A 22282-nucleotide genomic window follows, 5' to 3' on the forward strand; every position below is an offset into this window, starting at 1 on the left:
ACCAGATCTGCGCTCGCATCTTCGCGATCAGATATTTCCTCACTCATGATTTACCTCTTTCCGGTGGGAGTATCTTGGGTTATGGCCTCAATGAAAGCCGAGTTCGGGATTTCCACTGCCCCCACGGCCTTCATCCGTTTCTTTCCGGCCTTCTGTTTTTCTAGAAGTTTGCGTTTACGGGAAATATCCCCGCCGTAGCATTTCGCCAACATGTCTTTGCGCAGTGCTCGAATGGTTTGCCGGGCAATAATCCGCGACCCTACCGCTGCCTGCACCGGAATCTCGAACTGCTGGCGAGGAATCAAATCTTTTAGCCGCCGTGTCATCTTATCCCCGTAGGCGTAGGCCGCATCCCGATGCACAATCGCGCTAAAGGCGTCTACCCCCTCGCCATTCAATAAAATATCTACTTTCACCAGGTCAGCGGATTGAGTACCGGCCTCGTGATAATCCAAAGAGGCAAAGCCCCGGGTTTTTGACTTCAACTGGTCAAAAAAGTCAAATACGATTTCTGCGAGCGGCAGACGGTAATGCATCTCTACCCGATCAGAGGAGAGATACTCCATTTTCCCCAGGGTGCCCCGCCGCCCCTGGCACAGCTCCATTACCCGCCCGACATAATCATTCGGGGTTAAAACGGTGGCTTCTACCATCGGTTCTTGCACGTCCAGGACTTTCCCATCCGGATATTCGGAAGGGTTAGTAACTTCCAGTTCCGTGCCGTCCTCTTGGGTAACTTGGTAAATCACCGAAGGCGCGGTGGCGATAATCGATAGTCCCGCTTCCCGCTCTAGGCGTTCTTTCACGATTTCTAGATGCAACAGACCTAAGAATCCGCAACGGAAACCAAAACCCAAGGCCACGGAGGTTTCGGGTTCAAAAGTAATCGCGGCATCGTTTAGTTGCAACCGGTCGAGGGCTTCGCGCAAATCCGGGAAATCATCCCCATCTACCGGATAGATCCCGGAGTAAACCATCGGTTTTGGTTCTTGATAGCCGGGCAGAATCTCGCTAGCCGGGTCTTTCACACTGGTGACAGTGTCGCCGACTTTAGACAGCCGCACGTCTTTAGCTCCGGTTATCAGGTAGCCAACTTCTCCCGGTCCCAGGCCCTCCGCCGGGGTAGGCTCGGGAGCAATCACCCCGATCTCCAGGAGTTCATGTTCGGAGCCGGTGGCCATCATTTTGATCCGTTGTCCCTTTTGGAGGTGACCATCCATCATCCGCACATAGGTCACTACCCCGCGATAGGTGTCATAGATGGAATCGAAAATCAGGGCGCGCGCCGCCTTGCCGCTGGATTTAGGGGCAGGAACCTCAGCCACAATCCGATCCAGTAGCTCTGGAACGCCCTCTCCGGTCTTCGCCGAAACTCGCAGGCAATCATCAGGCGATCCCCCGAGCAGACCCGCGATTTCCTGGGCACAACGATCGGGTTGTGCCGCTGGCAAGTCAATCTTGTTAAGCACCGGAATAATTACCAGGTCGTGTTCCATCGCCATATACAGGTTGGCGAGGGTTTGCGCCTCAATACCCTGGGAAGAATCAATCAGGAGAATCGCCCCCTCGCAAGCAGCTAGGGAGCGGGAAACCTCGTAGGAGAAATCCACGTGTCCGGGGGTGTCAATCATATTGAGGACGTAGTGAGTATCACCCACCTGCCAGGGCATCCGCACGGCCTGGGATTTAATCGTGATTCCCCGTTCGCGTTCAATATCCATCCGATCCAGATACTGCTCGCGCATATCTCGTTCCGAGACCACCCCGGTGTCCCCCAACATCCGGTCAGCCAGCGTAGATTTGCCGTGATCGATATGGGCAATGATGCAAAAGTTACGAATCCGCTGGGGATCCGTGTTAGCGGGGGCGATTCCTAAATCCCGATCGCTGTTAGCCAATCCTATTTTCTTCCTATTAAATCTGGGTGCCTTATCGGCGCCATCTTATTGCCTAGGGACACCGAATACTAACTGCGAGGGCGAGGCTTGCGCCGCGTACGGGTACGGGCACTCGGCTTTGCTGCAGAGTCTTTTTTCTCGCTAGCTGCATCTGAACCGGTTGCTGACTTTGCCGCAGGTTTGGATTTACCGGCCGCAGGTTTTCTAGCAGCTGGTTTCTTGGCCGCACTAGTTTTTCTAGTGGCCGGCTTTTTAGCCGACGCCGATTTCGCAGCACTCGCCTTTTCAGAAGTGTCCTGGCTACCCGCTTTATTATCTACAGAGTTAGCCGCAGCAGAGCCCTTTAATACCGGCTTTTTTCTCTCGTTGCGGTGTACCGGTCCATAGACTGCAGACCGATTCCGAGTAGTGGTTCGCGGTGCCGACTTTTCTTCCGGTACCTCCGCGGCGATTTCCACCACTTCCGGTCCCGGGTTCAGCGGTGTTTCCTCCGCTTCTTCCCCTTCCTCGTTTTCTGGCAGAATCGGCAGACCCCATTCTTTAGCCACCAGTTCCAAAGAGTGAATCCGCACCTCGGGGTCATAAGCGTGAGTAACGGTGATGATTTCATCCACCATATATTTGCGGGAAACCCAATCCATCTTTTCGGCTACTTGCTCTGGGGTACCGACCGCGGAAATAGAGGGCAGCGCCCGCACCCGATCGGCCAGCTTTTCACCCAAAGTCGCATCCAGATCGTCGGTGGGCGGGGTGAGCGTGCCCGGCCGCCCGGAAAGCACATTCCCCTGTACCTGGTAGGTCGTGGTGAACTGGTACTTTGCTTCCGCTTCGTCCTCGTTACACATTACGTTCATGCCCATCATCACTACCGGATGATCCACCATAGCGGTCGGGGCTTTGGCGTTAAACTCCCGCCGGTATATCTCTACCGCTTCATCAATGTTGTAGGGGGCGAAGTGACCGGCGAATACATAGGGCATTCCCAGATCTGCCGCTACTTTTGCGCCCGCAGAGGAAGAGGAGAGCATCCACATAGGAATAGCAGTACCTTCTCCGGGGATGGCGCGCACGCGGGTAAAGGGACGATCTACGCCAATAACTTCAATCCCCAGAATCGAGGCTTCCGCACCCGAAACCACCCCGGAGTGAACCACTGATTTTTGGTCGGAAAGATAGGAAGCGAGTTCTTCTAAATCTTCCTCGAAATAAGCTGGCTCGCTGGAGCCGCGATGCAGCGCCCGCGCCGTGGCTGGATCGGTACCGGGAGCTCGCCCTAGTCCCAGGTCAACGCGCCCTTCATAGATGGTGTACAGGGTTCCATAGGTTTCCGCCACCGTAAGTGGAGCCCAGTTAGGAAGCATTACTCCCCCGGCTCCTACCCGCAAACGCTTAGTGTTTTCCAAGGCGCGGGTGATGATAACCGACGAAGCCGAACACATGAAAACTTGGGAACCATGGTGTTCGGCCACCCACAAGCGGGTATAGCCGAGGCGGTCAGCGTTCTTTGCCAGATTTAACGAAGTGTCCAGCGCTTCTTTCCTGGTCATGCCGGTAGACAGCGGGGCTAGCTCCAAAATATTCAAAGGAACCCGCCCATTGGGCAACTTGGCTGCGGGAATTGGATTAGGCACCAATTTATTCCTTTCCTCAACACCCTCGTGGGGCAATATTCCTCTCCTCTAAGGTTACGCCATTTGCGCCCGCGGCGGGGAGTAGAAGCGCTAACCTCTAGAATGAAAAATAGAAAACTACCGTAAAAACCGGGAGATTTAGGACTTACTTACTTTAGGAGCAGCAGAAACCAAATGGTAAGGGAAGAACGCGGCGAGGGCGAAGTCGCCGAAACTGCTAACGCTGGCTCTGTACGTGCCGATATTTGGGTGTGGGCGGTACGCAAATATAAGACCCGCTCGGCAGCGGCTAAGGCCTGCAAAGCTGGTCACGTAAAAATCAATGGAAAAAGCGCTAAGGCCTCTTCCCCGGTGCGTATCGGGGACCAGGTGGTGGTGCGGATCGGAGGCTTCGACCATATTTTGCAGGTCAAGCAATTGCTGGAGCGGCGAGTCAGCTATCCCTTGGCACGCCTAGCTTACGAGGATTTAACTCCCGAGCGCCTCCCAAAACTATTTTTACCTGCTCTGCCACAGCGGGAGGCAGGATCTGGGCGGCCCACAAAGAAAGAGCGTCGCCAACTAGACCGCTTACGAGGACGCAGTCCCAACCAGGGGCGCCGCTAAACCTAAGCTTTACGGCCCCGGTTATCTGAGACATCTCCTAAATTAGGCGCGGACTAACTGTAGCGTGATCCTAGCTAGAGGTGGTTGTAGCGAGGTTGCGCGTTTAGGGCTCTCCGGACGGCGGGAGGCCAAACTGGCCTTAAAAGAGGAAAGCTCGGAAGTGAACTTGATTACCACCGCCGATTTTTTTAGCGTTAGCGGGTTCGCGCCTGTTAGACTGATTCGCAGACTTTAGCCCGGTCGGCTTTAGTCTTGCCGGTTTCTTGCCAGCGTGCCCCACACGCCAGTCCGAATCCGGCTAAGCCCTCTGGACCGCATATTGGATACTCATAGAGAGTGAAACATTGGCAAATATTAAGTCTCAGAAGAAGCGTATTCGTACTAACGAAAAGCGCCGTTTGCGTAACCGCTCGGTAAAATCCGAGCTCAAGACGCTGGTACGTCGTACCCGCGAAGCGGTGGCAGCTGGCGATGTCCAGTTGGCAGAATCTGAATTGCGCGTGACCAGCCAGAAAATGGATCGCGCCGCGCAAAAGAAGATTATCCACCGTAACCAGGCGGCTAACCGCAAGTCGAAACTGGCGAAGCTAGTTAACTCTATGGATAAGTAACCGCTTTTCTAGGGTTTAACTTCCCGGTAACGACACCTGCGGGTGCGTTGCTTGAAAAATATCTCACTGCCCCCGGTAGTGAGATATTTTTTATTTCTCAACCCTGGCGGTTTCGGGGCTAGTGCCGGGCTAATGCCCGGTTTTGGGTTCTACCCAACCGTTGCGGATACTTTTCCTGGCACTTAGGGTAGAGCCGTGGAGACCATGAATGAGCAAGAACCAACAGCACCGATTATTCCTCCTTGGGATAGTTTTGTAGCCATCGGAGATTCCTTCACCGAGGGGATGACTGATGCCCTGGAAGATGGCAGCAATGACCCCCTCTACGTGGGGTGGGCTGATCGTTTGGCGATGGAGCTTTCCCGGCGCCGGATTTCCGCGGGTCAGCCGCCGCTTAAATACGCCAACTTGGCCGTACGGGGAAAACTTATCGGCCAGGTAAAGCGGGAACAATTGGATGCGGCCATCGCGATGAAACCGGCATTAATGTCGATTATCGCTGGCGGTAACGATATGATTCGTCCCGGTTCCTCGGCTGATAAAGTGACGGAGCTGTTAGAAGAGATGGTGCTCAAGGTACGTTCACAGGGGATCGAAGTAATGCTTTGCGCCCAGTACGATCCGCATCACTCCCCGATATTGGGGCTTACTAGGCCTACGGTGGCTATCTTCAATTCCAATCTTTGGTCGCTGGCGCGTCGCCACGGCTGCTACGTGATAGATCAATGGGGGCTCCGCTCGCTTCGCGATACTGCCCTGTGGGCGCCCGATCGCCTGCATTTAACCGGGGAAGGACACCGGATACTGATGAACGCCGCCCTAGCAGCATTAGGGCAGCCGGTTGCAGATCCGGACTACCAAACCCCGGCTGCTGCCGGCAAAGATCGTTTTGCGGCCTCGGAAAATATTGCTTGGGCAAAGGATCATCTCTGGCCGTGGGTAAAGCGCCATTCTCGGGGACGCTCCTCCGGAGATGGTCGCAGCCCCAAATATCCGCAGTTAGTCCCGGTTACCGACGATTTCTTAGAGTAATTACCTACTTACTACCGGAAGTAGCGACTTCTCTCCCTCTATACTGAAACCATGGGGAATACTGAAACTGCTTATTTCGCAATGGGATGTTTTTGGGGAGCCGAGCGCCTGTTTGCGCATGTCCCCGGGGTTACGCAAACCGCAGTCGGCTATATGGGAGGAAGCACCGAGAATCCCAGCTACCAGCAGGTTTGTACCGACACTACCGGTCATGCCGAAACGGTACGCGTGGATTTCCACCCGGAACAAGTCAGTTACCGCCAGCTGCTCGAGATATTTTTCTCCCACCATAACCCCACCACCCGTAACCGGCAGGGCGGAGACGTGGGTTCCCAATACCGCTCCCAAATTTTCCCGACCACTGCGGCTCAAGAAAATACGGCGCAGGCAGTGCTTTTGGAACTCAAAAACCAGATCTTAAAACTCTACGGCGCCGAGCCCGTCACCGAAATCTCGACTGCCACTCAGCTTCCGGTGTTTTACCCAGCCGAGGAATATCATCAACGCTACCTAAAAAAGAATCCCTTCGGATACTGCTCAATCAAAGATAATGGACTAATGAAATGCAACTAGGAAAACTGCAGGTTGAAGTAATTTTAGGCGATATCACCACCTTGGAAGTAGACGCGATTGTAAACGCAGCTAATACTTCCCTCTTGGGAGGAGGAGGCGTAGACGGCGCTATTCACCGCGCGGCCGGTCCCGGTCTGCTGCAAGAATGCCGCACCCTGGGTGGGGCGCGCACCGGGGAAGCCAAAATCACCGGGGGCTACAACTTGCCCGCCAAATACGTGATTCATACTCCCGGCCCGGTTTGGCACGGAGGAGGCAGCCGGGAGGTCAACCTATTGGCCACCTGCTGGCGTAACTGCCTGCATCTAGCCGCGGAGAATCACTGCCACTCCATCGCGTTCCCCTCGATTTCGACCGGGGTTTACCGCTTCCCCATCGACCAGGCTGCCCAGATTGCTATAGGAGAAATCAAAGACTTCTCCGCCTCCCCCGCTACCCTAAAATCCGTAACTATCTGCTGTTTCAGCCCAGAAGACCAGGAAGTCTACCAACAGGCCCTAACAGCAATCGCCAAGTAACAGCGAGGTTCTCGAAGGCGCGGGGGCGGATTTATGCGCGGGGGAGAGATTTTTCCTCCTGCCCAATCTCCGTGTAGATACGTACGCACGAGGGCGGATTTATGCGCGAAGGAGAGATTTTTCCTCCCGCCCAAGAATTCGGAAAACGTAGCGACGTTTTCCGAATTCTTATGCCCACCGCGCCCACTCGGATAAAATCTCTCCTCCGCGCGCTTCCAGTAAGCGGTTACCGCAGACCTTATGTCCGCAGACTTACAGATTTCATAATCTGAAAATTGAGTGTCCGAGGATGACAGCTAGTGATGCAGAGTCTATCTAGTGGAAATCAAGCTCCCCCGGGCGTCAAGAATCACGCCGGCTAACTTGAGGGAAATCTGGCTAAAAATCGTACATGCGTATCCCAGGCGCGGGGGCGGATTTATGCCGAGCAGGCTAGGCGGGCGTAAAACTCCTGAAAGACCTCGGTCTTTCAGGAGTTTTTGGGCAGGAGGCGAAATCCGCCCCCGCGCCTAACCACGTGCATACTTGGGCGGGAGGAAAAATCTCTCCCCCGCGCGTACGTAGTATCTACATCCAGTTTTCAGGGCGGGAGGCGAAATCCGCCCCCGCGCATACCCCGCGAGTAGTACCCGCGCAAAGTACGGGAACTAGCCGTTGATTTGCTTAAGAATCATTTCGCGAGCTTCGCCGGCGTCCGCCTGCCCCTTGGTGGCACGCATAACTCCCCCCATGAGGGCGCCAATCGCCTTGACCTTCCCGCCTTTGATTTGCTCCACCACTTTCGGGTTATCCGCAATCACTTGGGCAACTGCCGCCTGGAGGGCAGCGGTATCCCGCACGATTTCTAATCCCCGCGCTTTCATCACTTCTGCGGGGGTGCCTTCACCTTCAAGTACCCCGGCGATCACTTTACGGGCTAACTTATCGTTGAGTTTGCCCTGGTCTACCAGGTCTTGTAGCTGCGCCACATCAGAGGGAGTGGCCGCTACTTGTTCTAGCTCCAGATTCTTTTCTTTGGCGATGCGGGAGATCTCCCCCATCCACCATTTGCGCGCAGCCTGCGGCGCGGCACCCGCCTCTACCGTGGCCTCGATAATATCTAATGCGTCCGCGTTTACGACGTCCCGCATTTCCATATCGGAAAAACCGTATTCTTCGCGCAGGCGGCGGCGCCGGGCTACCGGCAGTTCCGGCAGATTGGCGCGCAACTCCTCCACCCATTCTTTCGCGGGAGCGACCGGCACTAGATCCGGTTCCGGGAAGTAGCGGTAATCTTCCGCATCAGATTTTTCCCGCCCGGCAGAAGTAGAGGAACTATCCTCGTGCCAGTGACGAGTTTCCTGGATTACTTTGCCGCCTTCAGAAAGAATCTTTGCCTGACGGCGAATCTCAAAGGTAACCGTCTTTTCAATGGCTTTAAAAGAGTTAACATTCTTGGTTTCAGTCCGGGTCCCTAGCGGAGCATCGGGGCTGGGACGCAAAGACACGTTTACATCAGCACGCACGTTTCCACGTTCCATCCGCGCCTCCGAAACTTCCAAAGCCCGGAAGATATCACGCAGAGTGCGTACATAAGCCGCCGCTACCTGTGGGGTTTTTGCTCCGGCACCCTCGATCGGACGAGAAACGATTTCTACCAGCGGTACCCCGGCGCGGTTATAGTCCACCAGGGAATAGGCGGCGCCTTGGATACGTCCGGCTTCTCCCCCGATATGGGTGTTCTTGCCGGCATCTTCTTCCATATGGGCGCGTTCAATATTGACCCGGAAGATTTCTCCATCCTCGAGTTCAACATCCAGGTATCCGTCATGGGCGATAGGTTCATCGAATTGGGAAATCTGGTAGGCCTTGGCCAGGTCCGGATAAAAATAGTTTTTGCGTGCAAAGCGGCAGAAAGGCGCAATCTCGCAGTTGAGCGCCAGGCCAATCTTGATCGCGTATTCTACGGCTCGCTTATTGGCTACCGGCAGAGATCCGGGCAGACCCACCGAAACCGGGGTGACCCGGGTGTTAGGTTCGCCCAGCGAAGAGTTCGGGGCACTATCAAACATTTTGGTTTTAGTACCTAACTCAACGTGGACTTCCAGCCCCAATACCGGATCAAACTCGGCTACCGCATCTTCGTATTTCATTAAGTCGCTCATTGCTTCTCCTCTACTTCACCGGGCAAGCAGCCGGAACATCGGTACCGCAGGCATCAACTGCGGCTTGGGCCACCTGATACATGAGGGCATCGGCGCGCTGCGGCGCCATCACCTGGAACCCAATCGGCAATCCTTGATGATCCAGCCCGATGGGCACGCTGATCGCCGGAATTCCTGCCAGGTTCGCGGGGATGGTGGCAATATCGCAGTTATACATAGTCAATGGGTCGCCAATCTTTTCCCCGAGTTTGAAGGCTACGGTGGGCGAAGTCGGCAGCACTAACGCATCTACCTGTGAAAATGCCTTAGCATAGTCTTCTTGCACCAAAGTGCGTACCTTTTGGGCGCTGCCGTAATAGGCGTCGAAGTATCCGGCAGATAACACGTGGGTACCTAAAATAATCCGGCGTTTGACTTCCGCCCCGAACCCGGCCTCGCGGGTAGCAGCCATTACGGTTTCCGCAGTTACCGGCCCCGAGGTCGGCTCCACCCGGATTCCGAAACGAATACCATCAAAGCGCGCCATATTAGAAGAAACTTCCGCCGGCATAATCAGATAGTAGGCGGCGAGGGCGTCTTTAAAAGAAGGCATATCGATTTCAGTAACCGTTGCTCCCCGCTCTTTCAAAGCCGCCACCGTATCGTTAAAGGCACGGGTCACGTCCTCTTCGTATCCGTCTCCGCTGGCCTGTTTAACTACCCCGAGGCGCAGCCCGGAGAGATCAGTTTTACCTTGGTATTCCTTAACGGCCTCCAGCAAAGCCGGAACCGGCTCATCTAGGGAGGTGGAGTCAAAAGGATCATGACCTCCCACTAGTTCTTGTAGCGCGGCGGCATCCGCAACCGTGCGGGTCACCGGACCGATCTGATCTAGGGAGGAGGCCATCGCCACCAGACCATAACGGGAAACCGCACCATAGGTGGGTTTGGCGCCTACGGTGCCAGTGACTGCCCCGGGCTGGCGAATTGAACCGCCAGTATCGGAACCTAAAGCTAGAGGCACCATGAAGGAGGCAACTGCCGCGGCCGAGCCCCCGCCGGAGCCACCGGGAATCCGGGATGGATCCCAAGGATTGTGGGTGGGGCCGAAGGCAGAATGTTCGGTGGAAGAGCCCATCGCGAACTCATCCATATTGGTTTTACCGATAATCGGCAGCCCCGCATCCTTGATTTTTATAACTACCGTGGCATCATAGGGAGGCTTCCAACCAGCCAAAATCTTCGAGGAGCAAGTAGTTTCCTGGCCGCGAGTAACCATATTGTCTTTCAAGGCAATCGGCAGGCCTGCCAGGGGATGGAGTTCTTCTCCCTTCTGGCGAGCCTTATCCACGCGACGGGCAGTTTCTAGGGCGCCCTCCGGATCTAGATGCACAAATACGTTGAGCTCGGGGTTTAACTGTTCAATCCGATCCAAGCAAGCCTGGGTTAGCTGCTCGGAGGTCAGTTCCCCGCCACGCAGCTTTTCTGCTAGCTGCAGCGCTGAAAGTTTCAAAAAATCTTCCACGGTTACTCCTCCCCAATGATTTGCGGTACCCGGAACTGGCCGTCCTCGGCCATCGGCGCTCCGGCCAATAGTTCCTCCCGGTCAAGGCACTGACCTGGCACATCCGGGCGGAGCACATTGCTCATTTCAATCGGGTGGGAGGTGGCTTTGGTATCTGGACCTACGGCCTCGGACACGGTGGCAACCGCCGCCGCAATCTGCCCCAGCTCCCCCGCGAACTGGTCTATTTCTTCATCGGTGAGTGCGATCCGCGCCAAAGCGGCCACGCGCACTACTTCGTCCCTATCAATTGTCGACATAACCCCAGTCTAATGCTCGCGGCACTCCCGGTCATATTATGCCCAGGAGCTACGGATAGACTCGGGCTTGCCCAGTAATCCGCGCACCTAAACCAGGAAGGCAAACGGACGTAAAAGTCGCTCCGCTATCCGGGCGATAAAGGGACGCTGATTCCATTCGTGACGGCTAATCGAGCGGGCATTTAAAAGGTCAGTAAAGAAAATATTCTCCATAGTTGCCGCTAACGGGCGGGAAGTAATTGACATATTTATTTCGTGGTTCCCAGTCATCGATAGCCGGTCGATATTCGCAGTGCCAATAGTGGACCAGTATCCGTCGATAACTGCGGTCTTGGCGTGGATCATCACATTGTCGTACAGCCACAGTTCCACCTGGTTATCAAGGAGATCAGTCAGATAGGAGCGGGAAATCCAGTCCGCAATAATATGATTTGATTTTGCTGGTACCAGTACTTTTACGTCTACTCCCCGGCGGGCAGCATCAATCAGAGAACGCTGAATTACCCGATCAGGAACAAAATACGCCGAAGTAATATAGACGGATTCTTGCGCTTTATCTAGGGCGTTCACGTACATTCCGCGTACCGGAAATAACAGGCGTTTCGGGTCATTAACGCAGGCTTGGATTTTTGAATTCCAAGATTTAGCACGCGGGTCCCGTACTTTCTTTAACCGCAAATGCCATTTTTGGGCATAGTTCCAAAAGTCGAGGAACGCGCTCTCTAGCTCCCACACGTTAGGGCCACTAATCCGCAGGTGAGTGTCTCGCCACTGGTTTTCCAGGTAGTAGGAGCCGATGTTATATCCGCCTACGAATCCCACCTTGGAGTCCACTACCAGAATTTTACGGTGGTCACGCGCCGTGTGTTTCAGCGAATACCGCAGGACGTGCAGGTTTTTTAGGCGGGGAAAGCGGAAGAAACGCGGGGCTACCACCAGGTTCCCAAACTGATCCCAAATGATGTAGACCTCGGCGCCACGCTTAGCTGCCCGAATCAGCGCCTCTTTGAACTGCTGACCGATTTCGTCTGATTTCCAAATAAAAGTTTCAAAAAATACCCGCTCTTTCGCGCCATCGATCGCCGCCAGCATATCGCGGTAGAGACTGTCCCCATCCGTATAAGTTTTTAGGCGGGAACGATCCACACGCAGGGGTTCATTATCAACCTGGGGATACCCACCCGGTTTACCCGTTTGCCGCAGTTTACGCAGCTGGTCAATCGCCACGATGACCGAAATCGTAATGGCCTGCAGCGTTGCAATCACCGCACCTGCGATTTTCAAACCTCGCAACAGCGGTGGGATCGTTTTCTTCGGGATCCGGAACATGCTAATAACTTTAGCGCGTAGCCGAGGCACTTCGCAGAGTAAACGCTAGAAAAGGCTATCGGCACTCTCCGTGAGTTCTTCTTCCCCAGCCGGTGCGAGTTTCTCCGCTGAGGAGGTGCTCGGGGTTTGCGAAGACTGCCCGCTTCCTTGCCCGGCTTGGGCAAGCGTGGCCTCCAGTCCCTGCTCAATAAGCTGTGAAAAATACTGCTGCGGCAAGCAGGTGACCCCTAACTCGCGGGCTTTGGTCAGTTTAGACCCCGCCTTTTCGCCGTAAACCAACAGGTCAGTCTTTTTTGATACCGAGGACGCCGATTTTCCTCCTGCCCGCATAACCGCTTCTTTAGCTTCGTCCCGGGTATAGCCTTCTACTCGTCCCGACACCACCACGTTTAGGCCGGGCAGGGTTTGCGCTACGTTAGCGGCGCCCTCTTCGCGCAGCACTACCCCCGCTTTTTCCCAGGCGGATACGATCTCTTGATGCCAATCAATGGCGAACCAGGCTTTTATGGAGGACGCGATCTCCTCTCCAATATCGTCTACGCTGGTTAGCTCATTTTCACTGGCACTAGCTATGGCTTGCAGGGAGCCAAACTGCGCCGCTAATGCCCGGGAGGCTTGCGGTCCTAGATGCCTAATCGAAAGCGCCACTAAAATCCGCCACAGCGGCTGGGTTTTCGCTTTTTCTAGTTCCGCAAGCAGTAGTTTTCCGCGTGCTCCCAAGGTGGCTGCCTGCGGGTCTCCAGCTCCGAAATAGGCAGCATAAGTCCAGATTTGGCCGCTCTTTAGCAGCTTGCGACTAAGGGCTGCTGCCTCTTTTTTATCTTTTCCGGCTGCCACTAGCTGCGCGGTGAGCGCCTCCCGGTCACCCTTGGTCACCTGTTTAAGATTCCAGATTCTTACCTGTAATAGCTGCCCAGCATCTAAATCGAAGACTCTGGACTCTAGCGGGAGCACAGGGGTAGCGGGCGCAGGTAGCAGCGACTCGGCCTCTTTGGATGGCTCGCTAGCAGCCGGGTCCGGCTCGGAACAATAGACAAACTTGCCCGCGACCATTACTGCCGCGCCTCGGGTGAGGGCGAGCCCCACCCGAGATCTGTCAGCCTCGGGCATGGTGAGTGCCGCCGCGGACTGCTCCCCTAGCCCTTCAATATCGAGGGCGCCGCGCGAAGCTAAGAAAATAAGGCGTTCTTTGATCTGTGCAGGGCAATGACGCTGATTGGGGCAGCGTAAATCCTTGTCGCCCTCTTTTTCGGGGCGAATCTCGCTCCCGCAGGAGGGACAGTGCTTAGGCATTTCCCATTCCCGTTCACCACCGTCCCGCAAATCCACTACCGGGCAGACGATTTCGGGGATTACGTCCCCGGCTTTGCGCAGTACCACGGTGTCCCCGATTTTTACGCCTTTACGGCGCACCTCGAAGGGATTATGGAGGGTTGCGCGCTCCACATTAGACCCATCTACCAGTACTTTTTCCATTACTCCGTAGGGGGTTATCCTGCCGGTACGCCCCACCCCTACCCGGATATCCAGCAACTTGGTATGGACTTCTTGCGGCGGGAATTTGTAGGCGACCGCCCAACGCGGGGCGCGGGCAGTAAAGCCCAGTTCCCCCTGAGTTTTCAGGTCATCGATCTTGAGTACTACCCCGTCAATTTCATGGCTAATTTCGGGGCGGATTTTACCGATGTGGGTAATAAACTCTTGGATTTTATCCAGCCCCCGCAGCGGGCGGGTATATTCACTGACCGGCAGTCCCCATTCAGATAGTTGGTGATACCACTGCAATTGGGTGGTGGGCGGGGTAAAATCGGCCGTTAAATCTGCTGCCTTCCATTGTACTTTCCCGATGCCATGGGCAATCAAAGCTAGCGGCCGAGCTGCCGTTATCCGGGCGTCTTTTTGCCGCAAGGATCCGGCGGCAGCATTGCGGGGATTAACGAATGGAGGTTCCACCTTGCTAGGCAGTCCCGCTTTTTTTCGCTGCGCGCGCCAAGCGGCCAGTTCCCCCACTTTCTTAGCTTCGCTATATTCCTCCCACCAGCTAGCTCGCTGTTCATTTAACCGGTTAAAATCGGCAAGCGGAAAATAGATTTCCCCCCGGATTTCACAGAGCTCGGGCACTATCTTTCCGCTGAGTTTTTGGGGAATGTTAGCGATAGTGCGGATATTAGCGGTCACGTCCTCCCCTACGGCTCCATCTCCGCGAGTCGCCCCGATGGCCAGGTTTCCATTCCGGTAAGTAAGGTTTACCGCCAAACCATCGATTTTTACTTCCGCGCTCACCTGCGGGTTTTCCTCTCCGGTGGCCTGCGCCATCCGCTGATACCAGCTAGAGACCTCTTCGGTATCGAACACGTCATCTAGGGAAGCCATCCGCTCCAGGTGAGTGACCACAGAAAATGTTTTTTGCGCGCTCCCTCCTACGGTTTGAGTAGGCGAATCGGGGTTTATTAGCTGCGGAAAACGTCCCTCCAGGGCTTCTAACTGGCGAAACAGCCGGTCATAGGCAGCATCAGACAGCGTGGGACGGTCGCGGTCATAGTAGAGAACCCGCGCCTGGTTGATCTGAGTTGCCAGGTCTTCCCACTGCTTTTGCGCCTGAGTTAATGCCTCTTCGTATTCGCTCGCCATGGCTTTATTTTCCCCTTTTTTGTTCGGAAAAGAAAAAGGTGCCCCCTTCCGTTAACAGTTATCCACAGGCCAAAAAATAATCTCGCGGGGCAGAGCAGACGGTAGTTAGATTGGCGAAGTGGAGTTGAAATCGGTACGGCAAGCCCTGGGAGCCCCTTGTCATTTACAGGTAGAGCGCGGCCCCGCCGCCGGGTTAGTGCTGCCTTTTGTCGGCTCTTACTGCCCGGTGGGACGTGCCCACTTGCATGATCCGGCAGTATCTCGCGAGCATCTGTTATTTATCTCTAAGGATGGAAAGCTGCAGGTGCGGGACCTGGATTCGGCTAACGGCACTTTTCGCGGACACCGTCCGTCCTACTTTTCCCGGATTCGCGGCGAGCAAGAGATTGGCACCTCTTCTCGGATTAGGGCGGGAAACACAGTTCTGAAAGTCTCCTCTCGTCCTCGTGCCCTCCGGGTTGCCCGTCCTCGCCCCAAGCCGCAACTTGGGTCGTGGCGGCAATGGTTATTTTTGCCAATGTTACTGTTCTTGCCGCTCTCGCTTATCTCCTTGCTCCGGATCCCGCGCCTATGGGGCATAACTCTTTTCATTGGGATCGCGATCTCGGGGCTAGCGGTTTGGCTGTATCGCCGTCCTCGCCCCGTAAGTCCCGCACAGCTATTACTAGTTGCTAGCCAGCCCAAACGTCCCCCATCCTCCTCGCAGCGTTTTGGCGGTGAAGGAGTCGCGGTAGGCGCTTGGATTAGTCCTCACCGGGTGGTGCGCAGCAAAGCAGGAGATAAAATTTGTTTTACTGGCAACTATGCCCGCGAGCGGTCGCTATGGTGGGCGGCGCAGCTGGCTTGGCAGGAGGAGACTGCCTATTACCTAGATTTACGGCTCGCAGAGCCAGATCTATTCTCTGAAGGGCGCGATCACCCTACGAAGCTTTCAGATAATAAGGGGGAAGATAGCAACCAGTATGCGGGAGAGGTACAGAACTATCCGGATCCCGCTACCGAGAAAAATAAACCCCGCCTTCCGCGGGTACTGGTGATTTCACCTTCCCAAACTCCGGGCGGCTGCGGGGAAGATATTTGGGTCACTTGGGCAAAAACTCCCGGACAGGCGCCGGTATGGGCTAACCGGATTGAGGAAGTGCCCACCCATCGCCGCGCCACGTCTCACGCGGATTTACCAAGCCAGGAATGGTCCCGCCTGCTCTCACAGGCTTGCACTGCTAAATCAGCGAATGAACTAGCAGATCAAGTTTTCTTTGAGCAACTATGGCCCGAACTTTTCAGAGGTAATAATCCCCTGGCTAAGATTCATGAAAACTGGCAATGTTCCCGGTCGCTGCAATCCCCGGTGGCCCACGACGGCACAGGCATCAGCTATCTGGATTTAATTAAGGATGGTCCCCATGCGTTACTGGCAGGCACTACCGGTGCCGGAAAATCGGTGGCGCTAACCACCTGGCTGCTGTCGATGGCCCTATCTCACCCGCCCAGCAAATTGCAATATGTGCTGGTGGACTATAAAGGCGGGGACGCTTTTAGAAAATTACGGGCCTTACCGCACGTGCTCGGAATTTTAACGGATCTAGAGCCGGCATTAACCAGACGCGCTATCTTGTCACTGAGTGCCGAGATAAAATACCGGGAGCAGCATAAACTGCTGTCCCATCCCCGGATTGTGGTGGTGGTGGACGAGTTTCGAGTCCTGGCCACCGATCACCCGGATTTACTTGATTCCCTAATTCGCTTAGCGACTTTAGGACGTTCCCTGGGAATCCATCTGATCTTAGCTACCCAACGTCCTGCGGGCATAGTCGACGGGCAAATCAAGTCGAATATGGGCCTGCGAATTTGTTTACGGGTGCTAGAGGCAGCAGATTCTGGGGATGTGTTGGGAGACGGCCGCAGCGCGCAATTGCCCGCCATTCCGGGACGCTCCTGGATAAAATCAGCTACCGACGCCAGCGGAAAACTGGTGCAATTTGGATGGATTGCGCGACCGCAGCAGGCAGAACAACTGGCTCAGCTGTGCCGCACCGCCTGGAATCCTCCCTGCTTGCCCCGTCTTCCTTGGGCTCCTCCCTTGCCCCCTCGCATTGCTTTGTCACAGCTGCCAAGGACAGAAGAAAAGGTAGTTTTGGGTTTGGGGGACTATCCTCGCCGCCAATGCACCGCTCCCTTGCTGGTTCCCCTACCGTTTTCGCTGCACCTGGTAGGTTCGGTGGGGTCCGGAAGAAGCTCCCTGGCATTAATGTTGGCATTGCAACTGGCAAATAGCGGTAAGGAGATCCATGTAATTTGCCGCGACGCGAAAGAGTTTTTTGGTGCTTCTTTTAATGCCGAGCATGAAAAAACTTGGCCGGGAACTATTGCTACCAGCCCTCAAGTTGCTTTGGAACTGCTGGAACATGCGAGTAGAGGCCACCTATCCGGGACCTTGATTATTGATGATTGTGAGGATCTGTTGGACTCGCTGGAACGCGCCTACGGTCCGTTAAGCGGCACTGATTTACTAGCCGGACTCTGTCGACAAAGTGAAGCCTTAGGATTTTCACTGTTGATCGTTTCGGGGCCGTCGGGAGCATCTTTGCGCCTATTTCAAGGACTGAAAACCCAGATCGTGGGCGGGATTCGCGACGGCGTGCAAGCAGCCCAAGCTGGCTTTACTCCCCGGGTACTAGAACAGATTAGTGGGGTGGGAGTATTCGTACTTGCGCCCAGTCGAGAAGCCACCCCCTTCCGGGCAGCGGCGGTACCTACCCCCCAGCCAGATAGATTCTTAACTACTCCTCGCCTGCGTCTTCATCGCCTTCCTAAGCAATTTTTCCTCCCAAAGCCCACCGATAAGGAGGGGGCAAGAAAAATTTTTGCCTTCGGATTAAAAGGACCGGTATGCCTAGAGGAGTCCGATCTGTCGCGAGATTGGTTGATAGTCGGGGAAAATGGCAGCGGAAAAACCAATGCCGTTCACCTCCTTGCTGGTTTATTGCCTGACCATCAAGTAATTGAAGACTTGCGTGCCCACGATCCACGCCTCACCCCGGATGCAGGGGTGATCCATTCCCCTGGTCTCCAGCCGAAAACAGACTTATCGCCTCCGCTTCGTCCGCCGCCGACTCAGACTAAGAGTGCACCGCTGATTGCCAGCGTAAGTCCGCAAATCCTGGAGACTACTTTTTCTGGTCCTCTGGCCGAGTTGCGGCAGCGGGCGCGGCTGATTGTTTTAGGCAGTGCTTCCCAGTGTCGTCCTTTTCTGAAGGGGATGGATTGCGAGGCGCTTCCCGATCAAATCGGTTTAATTCCCGGACGCGGAATCCTCATCAAAGAAGGTAAAGGTTTAGCCATCCAATTGCCTATTTCTTCTAAACTTCACTAAAGTTTCGGCCTTTTGTGACACGTTGCACGCAAAAAACCAGCTCTGAGCTGTTAAAACCCTTGATTTATCTGCCGTTAACTAAAAAAATGGAGAGTAGCAAAGGTGCTGCCCGCGAAGACAGCGTTCTCTGCGGGCAGTTACCCGCAAACTTGACACTTATTATTAACCTTAAAAGGAGACGCAGATGGATTGGCGTTCACGCGCAGCCTGTCTAGACGAGGACCCGGAACTCTTCTTCCCGATCGGAAACACCGGCCCGGCTATTGCCCAGGCCGAGCGCGCTAAGATAGTTTGTGCGCGCTGCGAGGTAGAGTCAGTCTGCTTAGCTTGGGCGCTAGATAATAACCAGGACGCCGGGGTATGGGGCGGCAAAAGCGAAGATGAGCGTCGCAGCATGCGGAGACGCAAAGCCCGTGCCCGTCGCGCCTACTAACTGAAATCTACGTAGTAACTCTCTGTCTTCTTTCCTTATGGGGAGGCAGAGAGTTATTGTTTTGCTTTTCCCACGTTAACTTAACCCTGCTTAAGGGGGCCCTACAGCGGAGCCCCACCCTAGTTGAGGGGAACATGTTAATTGAGGGGAGCGCGCCGATTCCAGTCCTTCATGGCTCTTTGAGCTTCTCGTTTGTCTTGCTGTTCGCGCAGGCTTTGCCGTTTATCCCACTCTTGTTTGCCCCGGGCAAGCGCAATTTTCACTTTCACCCGCCCATTAGAAAAATACAGTTCCAAAGGCACGATAGTGTGGCCCTTGGCCTGCACCTGCCCACCCAACTTGTCGATTTCCCGCCGGTGTAGCAATAGTTTCCGTTTGCGCAGCGGGGAATGGTTTGACCAGGTGCCGTTAATATACATGGGGATATGAGCATGCTGCAGCCAGGCCTCACCGCGATCAATCTCTACCCAAGATTCATTTAAAGAAGCCCGGCCCATCCGCAAGGATTTCACCTCGGTACCGGTGAGTACTAACCCGGCCTCATAGGTTTCTTCAATAAAAAAGTCATGCAACGCCTTTTTATTGCGTGCGATCATCTGCACCCCCGTCTTGCTGCCGGTGATGGTGACCAGACCCTTATCTTTCTTACTCATAGCGTTCCTACGCTACCGCATGATAGATAGCTACGGCAGGGGTATGGGGTTTATTACTGAGCCGTTCTTCCACAGTTCAAAATGCACATGGCAGCCAGTAACCCTACCGGTAGCACCGGTATAACCAATAAGTTGCCCCTTGGAAACCCGCGCTCCGGGACTAGTAGCAAATTGTGTCATGTGACGGTAAACACTGATCCAGGAGTTTCCTCCTAGCATCCCATGGTTAATAGTGACCGTGTTTCCCCCAGTGCCTTCATAGCGGGTAGAAACCACGGTGCCATTAGCAGCTGCATACTGTGGCAGCCCACAGGCAGCATGAATATCTGCGCCCATATGCAGACGCCGCTGCCCCGTCACCGGATGAATCCGGTAACCAAAGGGAGAAGTAAGACTTATAGCGCCTTTAATCGGTGCTTGAAAGATTCCCCCTGAAGTGTAACCGGCACCACTCTTGCCGGCGCTTCCGCCAGTGGAGCTGCTGTTATTTTTCGCTTTGGCTGCAGCTTGCGCGCTACGGTTCTGAGCATCAATCTGCGCAATCCGTTCCCGTGCCGCCTGCTGCTCCTTTTCGGCTTGTTCGAGCTGCTTGGAGATCTCGCCTTTCTTTGCTGCCAATTCGGCCTCGTGCTTATTCTTTTCCTGGACAGCTTGATTCAATTCCGTAAGCTTCGCTTGCTTAGAACTCTTAGCGCTATCTGCTGCTTGTAAAGCCGCATCCGCCTGCTCTTTTAATTTGCGAACTTCAGACGTCAGTTCGCGCTGTTCCATCTGCGAGTTTTTTTGCTCCACTATCTGATCTTGCACATCTTTTAAAGAATCAGATTGCAACTGGGCAGCCAGCTGCGCATTCCGCGCATAAGTGCTGATATCGCCACTGTTCTTATCGGAAATAAAGAAATCAAAAGTGCCACCAACAGACGGGTTAGTGTAGGTTTCGCGAGCCACCCGCCCAATATTGCTTAGGTTTTCACTCTCTTTTTTCTGCGATGCCGCCAAAGCTTTTTCAACCCGGTTTAGCTGGGCACTAGCCACCTCCAACTGGTCTTGTGCCTGTGCTTGTTCACGCGCCGCATTAGACTGCACCCGAACTGCCTCGTCATAGGCACCCTGGGCGCTCTTTTGCGCATCCTTGGTGTTTTCCAGGGCGATCACCGACTGAGCCAAATCCGCACTCACGTCCTCTAAAGACGCCCGCAACTGGGCCGCTTTAGTGGAGGCAGCTTTTTCTTGTTCCGTTTCTTTCGCCCGATCGGAAGCCATCGTGGTACCGGCAGTACCCGCCAAAACTAATGCTCCCGTTAGAAAAGCGGTACTGAGGATTTTTCCTAAACGTTTCCTAATAACCATGGTTACACCTTCGCGTATTTAGCTAGAGAAGCCAGGGAAGCAATAATCGAAAGTACCAATGCCGCGGCCACGATAATGCCTGACAAAACCGCGACCTCGCGTAAATTCACGAATTGGATAAAGGGAATAGTCTTTTGTAGCCAACCCTGCACCAAATATTTCACGCCCGCAAACAAAGCCCCACAAGCCAGCAAGGCTCCCAAGAGCGCACACAGCGCGCCCTCAATCATGAAAGGCAGCTGGATAAACAACCCGGAGGCACCCTCCATACGCATAATCTCGGTTTCTTTTTGCCGCGACATGGCCGACAGGCGAATGGTAGTAACAATCAATAGGATCGCCGCAATCGCCATCACCGCCGCTAATCCCCAAGAAATCCGACTTGCCTGGCTAAACAGATTCATTAACGGTTTTACCAGCTGTGATTGATCCTGAACCTGTTCTACCCCTGGTTGTCCCTCCAACTGAGCAGACACAATCTCGTACTGGGAAGGGTCTTTCATTTTTATCCGGAAGGCTTGCGGCAGCATCTCCGGTTTAGTGGCCTCCCCTAAAGTGGTGTCCCCGTACTGCTTTTGAAAGTCCGCATACACCTGGTCATGGTCTTGAAAATCGTAATGGTCCACATAGGAAGCTAAAGTGCCTCGCTCCAACTCGTCGCGCACATCTTTAATCTGTTGCTCAGTAGCCTTTTGCCCATTACAGTTAGCTACCTGATCGTCCTGAGCGCACATATATACGCTCACTTCCACCTTGGCGTACCATTCCTTTTGCATAGCGGAAATCTGCATCTGGGCGAGGCCACCCACCCCCACGAACAGTAGAGATATAAAGGTCACCAGCACTACCGAAATGGTCATCGCCATATTGTGCCCCAGGCCAGAAAATACCCGGCCGAGGATAAACCGCAAACGCATTTTTTCTCCTAGCTCCGACTCGATCCATACACGCCGCGATCCTGATCGCGCACGATTTTCCCATCTACCAGCTCAATTACTCGCTTGCGCAACTGATTGACGATTTCCTCATCATGAGTGGCCATCACCACCGTGGTACCCGCGCGGTTAATCCGGTCCAGCAGGAGCATAATTCCAAGAGAAGTTTTCGGATCCAGATTTCCAGTGGGCTCATCTGCCAGTAGAATCTCCGGGCGATTGACCATAGCCCGGGCGATCGCTACCCGCTGCTGTTCGCCACCAGAAAGCTCATAGGGTAGCCGTTTTTCTTTACCCTCCAGACCAACCAGGGACAAAACCTCTGGTACCTCTGTTTTTATAGCATGGCGAGGACGACCAATCACCTGCATCGCTAAGGCCACATTTGCCTCCACCGATTTATTATCGAGCAGGCGAAAATCTTGAAACACCGTGCCGATTTGGCGCCGTAACTTCGGAACTTTCCACCGCGAGAGTTTGCCAACGTCTTTGCCCAGCACCGTCACGGTACCTTCAGTGGGACTGTTTTCTCGGTAAATCATAGTCAGGAAAGTGGACTTCCCGGAACCCGATTTACCTACGAGGAACACGAACTCTCCCCGTTCGATATTGGTGCTCACGTGGTTTAACGCGGGGCGAGCGCTCCGCTTATAAACCATCGAGACGTCGTCAAAAGTAATCATGCATCCCCCATGTTGGAAGCTTCCGGCACTGACCAACTTAGCGCCTGAGGACCAAGCATTGTTGCTTACACGCCGATTA

18 protein-coding genes are annotated in these 22282 nt (G+C 54.4%); 7 read left to right on the forward strand and 11 right to left on the reverse strand.

Features of this window, described 5'->3' with window-relative positions; all coding sequences use genetic code 11:
- Positions 1–50: 50 nt before the first annotated feature.
- Both lepA and AC1EKS_RS05385 read right to left on the reverse strand, forming a co-directional pair.
- Positions 51–1898, reverse strand: a complete 1848-nt coding sequence (lepA, locus tag AC1EKS_RS05380; RefSeq protein WP_481009075.1) for a translation elongation factor 4 — start codon at positions 1896–1898, stop codon at positions 51–53.
- A gap of 68 nt (positions 1899–1966) precedes the next feature.
- Positions 1967–3529, reverse strand: a complete 1563-nt coding sequence (locus AC1EKS_RS05385; protein ID WP_481009076.1) for an MsnO8 family LLM class oxidoreductase — start codon at positions 3527–3529, stop codon at positions 1967–1969.
- 174 nt (positions 3530–3703) lie between these two features.
- Here AC1EKS_RS05385 and AC1EKS_RS05390 point away from each other — a divergent pair, with 174 nt between their 5' ends.
- From AC1EKS_RS05390 to AC1EKS_RS05410, 5 genes are all read left to right on the forward strand, one after another.
- Positions 3704–4135, forward strand: coding sequence for an RNA-binding S4 domain-containing protein (locus tag AC1EKS_RS05390; RefSeq protein ID WP_481009077.1), 432 nt, complete (start codon positions 3704–3706; stop codon positions 4133–4135).
- Between the two features lie 344 nt (positions 4136–4479).
- A complete protein-coding gene (gene rpsT, locus AC1EKS_RS05395) occupies positions 4480–4746 on the forward strand; it encodes a 30S ribosomal protein S20 (RefSeq protein ID WP_481009078.1) in 267 nt (88 codons plus the stop codon).
- A gap of 204 nt (positions 4747–4950) precedes the next feature.
- The gene (locus AC1EKS_RS05400) at positions 4951–5778 is read left to right on the forward strand and encodes an SGNH/GDSL hydrolase family protein (RefSeq protein ID WP_481009126.1); all 828 of its coding nucleotides are present in this window, start codon (positions 4951–4953) and stop codon (positions 5776–5778) included.
- A 51-nt stretch (positions 5779–5829) separates the two neighbouring features.
- A complete protein-coding gene (msrA, locus tag AC1EKS_RS05405; RefSeq protein ID WP_481009079.1) occupies positions 5830–6351 on the forward strand; it encodes a peptide-methionine (S)-S-oxide reductase MsrA in 522 nt (173 codons plus the stop codon).
- Complete coding sequence (locus AC1EKS_RS05410) at positions 6342–6869, forward strand: O-acetyl-ADP-ribose deacetylase (protein ID WP_481009080.1); 528 nt, start codon at positions 6342–6344, stop codon at positions 6867–6869. The genes msrA and AC1EKS_RS05410 overlap by 10 nt, the downstream gene beginning before the upstream one ends.
- A gap of 647 nt (positions 6870–7516) precedes the next feature.
- Here the strand turns inward: AC1EKS_RS05410 and gatB are convergent.
- The 5 genes from gatB to ligA form a co-directional block, all read right to left on the reverse strand.
- Positions 7517–9013, reverse strand: a complete 1497-nt coding sequence (gene gatB, locus AC1EKS_RS05415) for an Asp-tRNA(Asn)/Glu-tRNA(Gln) amidotransferase subunit GatB (protein ID WP_481009081.1) — start codon at positions 9011–9013, stop codon at positions 7517–7519.
- A 10-nt stretch (positions 9014–9023) separates the two neighbouring features.
- The gene (gene gatA / locus AC1EKS_RS05420; RefSeq protein WP_481009082.1) at positions 9024–10517 is read right to left on the reverse strand and encodes an Asp-tRNA(Asn)/Glu-tRNA(Gln) amidotransferase subunit GatA; all 1494 of its coding nucleotides are present in this window, start codon (positions 10515–10517) and stop codon (positions 9024–9026) included.
- A 2-nt stretch (positions 10518–10519) separates the two neighbouring features.
- Complete coding sequence (gene gatC / locus AC1EKS_RS05425) at positions 10520–10816, reverse strand: Asp-tRNA(Asn)/Glu-tRNA(Gln) amidotransferase subunit GatC (RefSeq protein ID WP_481009083.1); 297 nt, start codon at positions 10814–10816, stop codon at positions 10520–10522.
- Between the two features lie 87 nt (positions 10817–10903).
- A complete protein-coding gene (locus AC1EKS_RS05430; protein WP_481009084.1) occupies positions 10904–12145 on the reverse strand; it encodes a phospholipase D-like domain-containing protein in 1242 nt (413 codons plus the stop codon).
- Between the two features lie 45 nt (positions 12146–12190).
- Positions 12191–14776, reverse strand: a complete 2586-nt coding sequence (gene ligA, locus AC1EKS_RS05435; RefSeq protein ID WP_481009085.1) for an NAD-dependent DNA ligase LigA — start codon at positions 14774–14776, stop codon at positions 12191–12193.
- 118 nt (positions 14777–14894) lie between these two features.
- Between ligA and AC1EKS_RS05440 the strand changes: the two genes are divergently transcribed.
- Positions 14895–18149, forward strand: coding sequence for an FHA domain-containing protein (locus tag AC1EKS_RS05440; protein ID WP_481009086.1), 3255 nt, complete (start codon positions 14895–14897; stop codon positions 18147–18149).
- A 184-nt stretch (positions 18150–18333) separates the two neighbouring features.
- Positions 18334–18582, forward strand: a complete 249-nt coding sequence (locus tag AC1EKS_RS05445) for a WhiB family transcriptional regulator (protein ID WP_481009087.1) — start codon at positions 18334–18336, stop codon at positions 18580–18582.
- Between the two features lie 137 nt (positions 18583–18719).
- On the opposite strand, the gene smpB is transcribed toward AC1EKS_RS05445, so the two are convergent.
- Genes smpB through ftsE form a run of 4 tightly spaced genes read right to left on the reverse strand, consistent with a single transcriptional unit; the run spans position 18720 to position 22203 of the window.
- The gene (gene smpB / locus AC1EKS_RS05450) at positions 18720–19235 is read right to left on the reverse strand and encodes an SsrA-binding protein SmpB (protein WP_481009088.1); all 516 of its coding nucleotides are present in this window, start codon (positions 19233–19235) and stop codon (positions 18720–18722) included.
- Positions 19236–19265: 30 nt separating this feature from the next.
- A complete protein-coding gene (locus AC1EKS_RS05455; protein WP_481009089.1) occupies positions 19266–20585 on the reverse strand; it encodes a M23 family metallopeptidase in 1320 nt (439 codons plus the stop codon).
- Between the two features lie 2 nt (positions 20586–20587).
- Entirely contained in the window at positions 20588–21502 is a 915-nt protein-coding gene (gene ftsX / locus AC1EKS_RS05460; protein WP_481009090.1) for a permease-like cell division protein FtsX, read from the reverse strand.
- Positions 21503–21510: 8 nt separating this feature from the next.
- Positions 21511–22203, reverse strand: a complete 693-nt coding sequence (gene ftsE / locus AC1EKS_RS05465; protein WP_481009091.1) for a cell division ATP-binding protein FtsE — start codon at positions 22201–22203, stop codon at positions 21511–21513.
- Positions 22204–22282 lie beyond the last annotated feature (79 nt).

Source organism: Varibaculum sp. C0165D1 (assembly GCF_056590355.1).

Excerpts from the sequence above, each read along its gene's own strand:
- AC1EKS_RS05455 (WP_481009089.1), bottom strand. The coding sequence starts at position 20,585 with ATGGTTATTAGGAAACGTTTAGGAAAAATCCTCAGTACCGCTTTTCTA.
- ftsE (WP_481009091.1), bottom strand. The coding sequence starts at position 22,203 with ATGATTACTTTTGACGACGTCTCGATGGTTTATAAGCGGAGCGCTCGC.
- AC1EKS_RS05430 (WP_481009084.1), bottom strand. The coding sequence starts at position 12,145 with ATGTTCCGGATCCCGAAGAAAACGATCCCACCGCTGTTGCGAGGTTTG.
- AC1EKS_RS05410 (WP_481009080.1), top strand. The coding sequence starts at position 6,342 with ATGCAACTAGGAAAACTGCAGGTTGAAGTAATTTTAGGCGATATCACC.
- gatC (WP_481009083.1), bottom strand. The coding sequence starts at position 10,816 with ATGTCGACAATTGATAGGGACGAAGTAGTGCGCGTGGCCGCTTTGGCG.
- gatB (WP_481009081.1), bottom strand. The coding sequence starts at position 9,013 with ATGAGCGACTTAATGAAATACGAAGATGCGGTAGCCGAGTTTGATCCG.
- msrA (WP_481009079.1), top strand. The coding sequence starts at position 5,830 with ATGGGGAATACTGAAACTGCTTATTTCGCAATGGGATGTTTTTGGGGA.
- AC1EKS_RS05400 (WP_481009126.1), top strand. The coding sequence starts at position 4,951 with ATGAATGAGCAAGAACCAACAGCACCGATTATTCCTCCTTGGGATAGT.
- AC1EKS_RS05445 (WP_481009087.1), top strand. The coding sequence starts at position 18,334 with ATGGATTGGCGTTCACGCGCAGCCTGTCTAGACGAGGACCCGGAACTC.
- ligA (WP_481009085.1), bottom strand. The coding sequence starts at position 14,776 with ATGGCGAGCGAATACGAAGAGGCATTAACTCAGGCGCAAAAGCAGTGG.
- AC1EKS_RS05390 (WP_481009077.1), top strand. The coding sequence starts at position 3,704 with ATGGTAAGGGAAGAACGCGGCGAGGGCGAAGTCGCCGAAACTGCTAAC.
- ftsX (WP_481009090.1), bottom strand. The coding sequence starts at position 21,502 with ATGCGTTTGCGGTTTATCCTCGGCCGGGTATTTTCTGGCCTGGGGCAC.
- smpB (WP_481009088.1), bottom strand. The coding sequence starts at position 19,235 with ATGAGTAAGAAAGATAAGGGTCTGGTCACCATCACCGGCAGCAAGACG.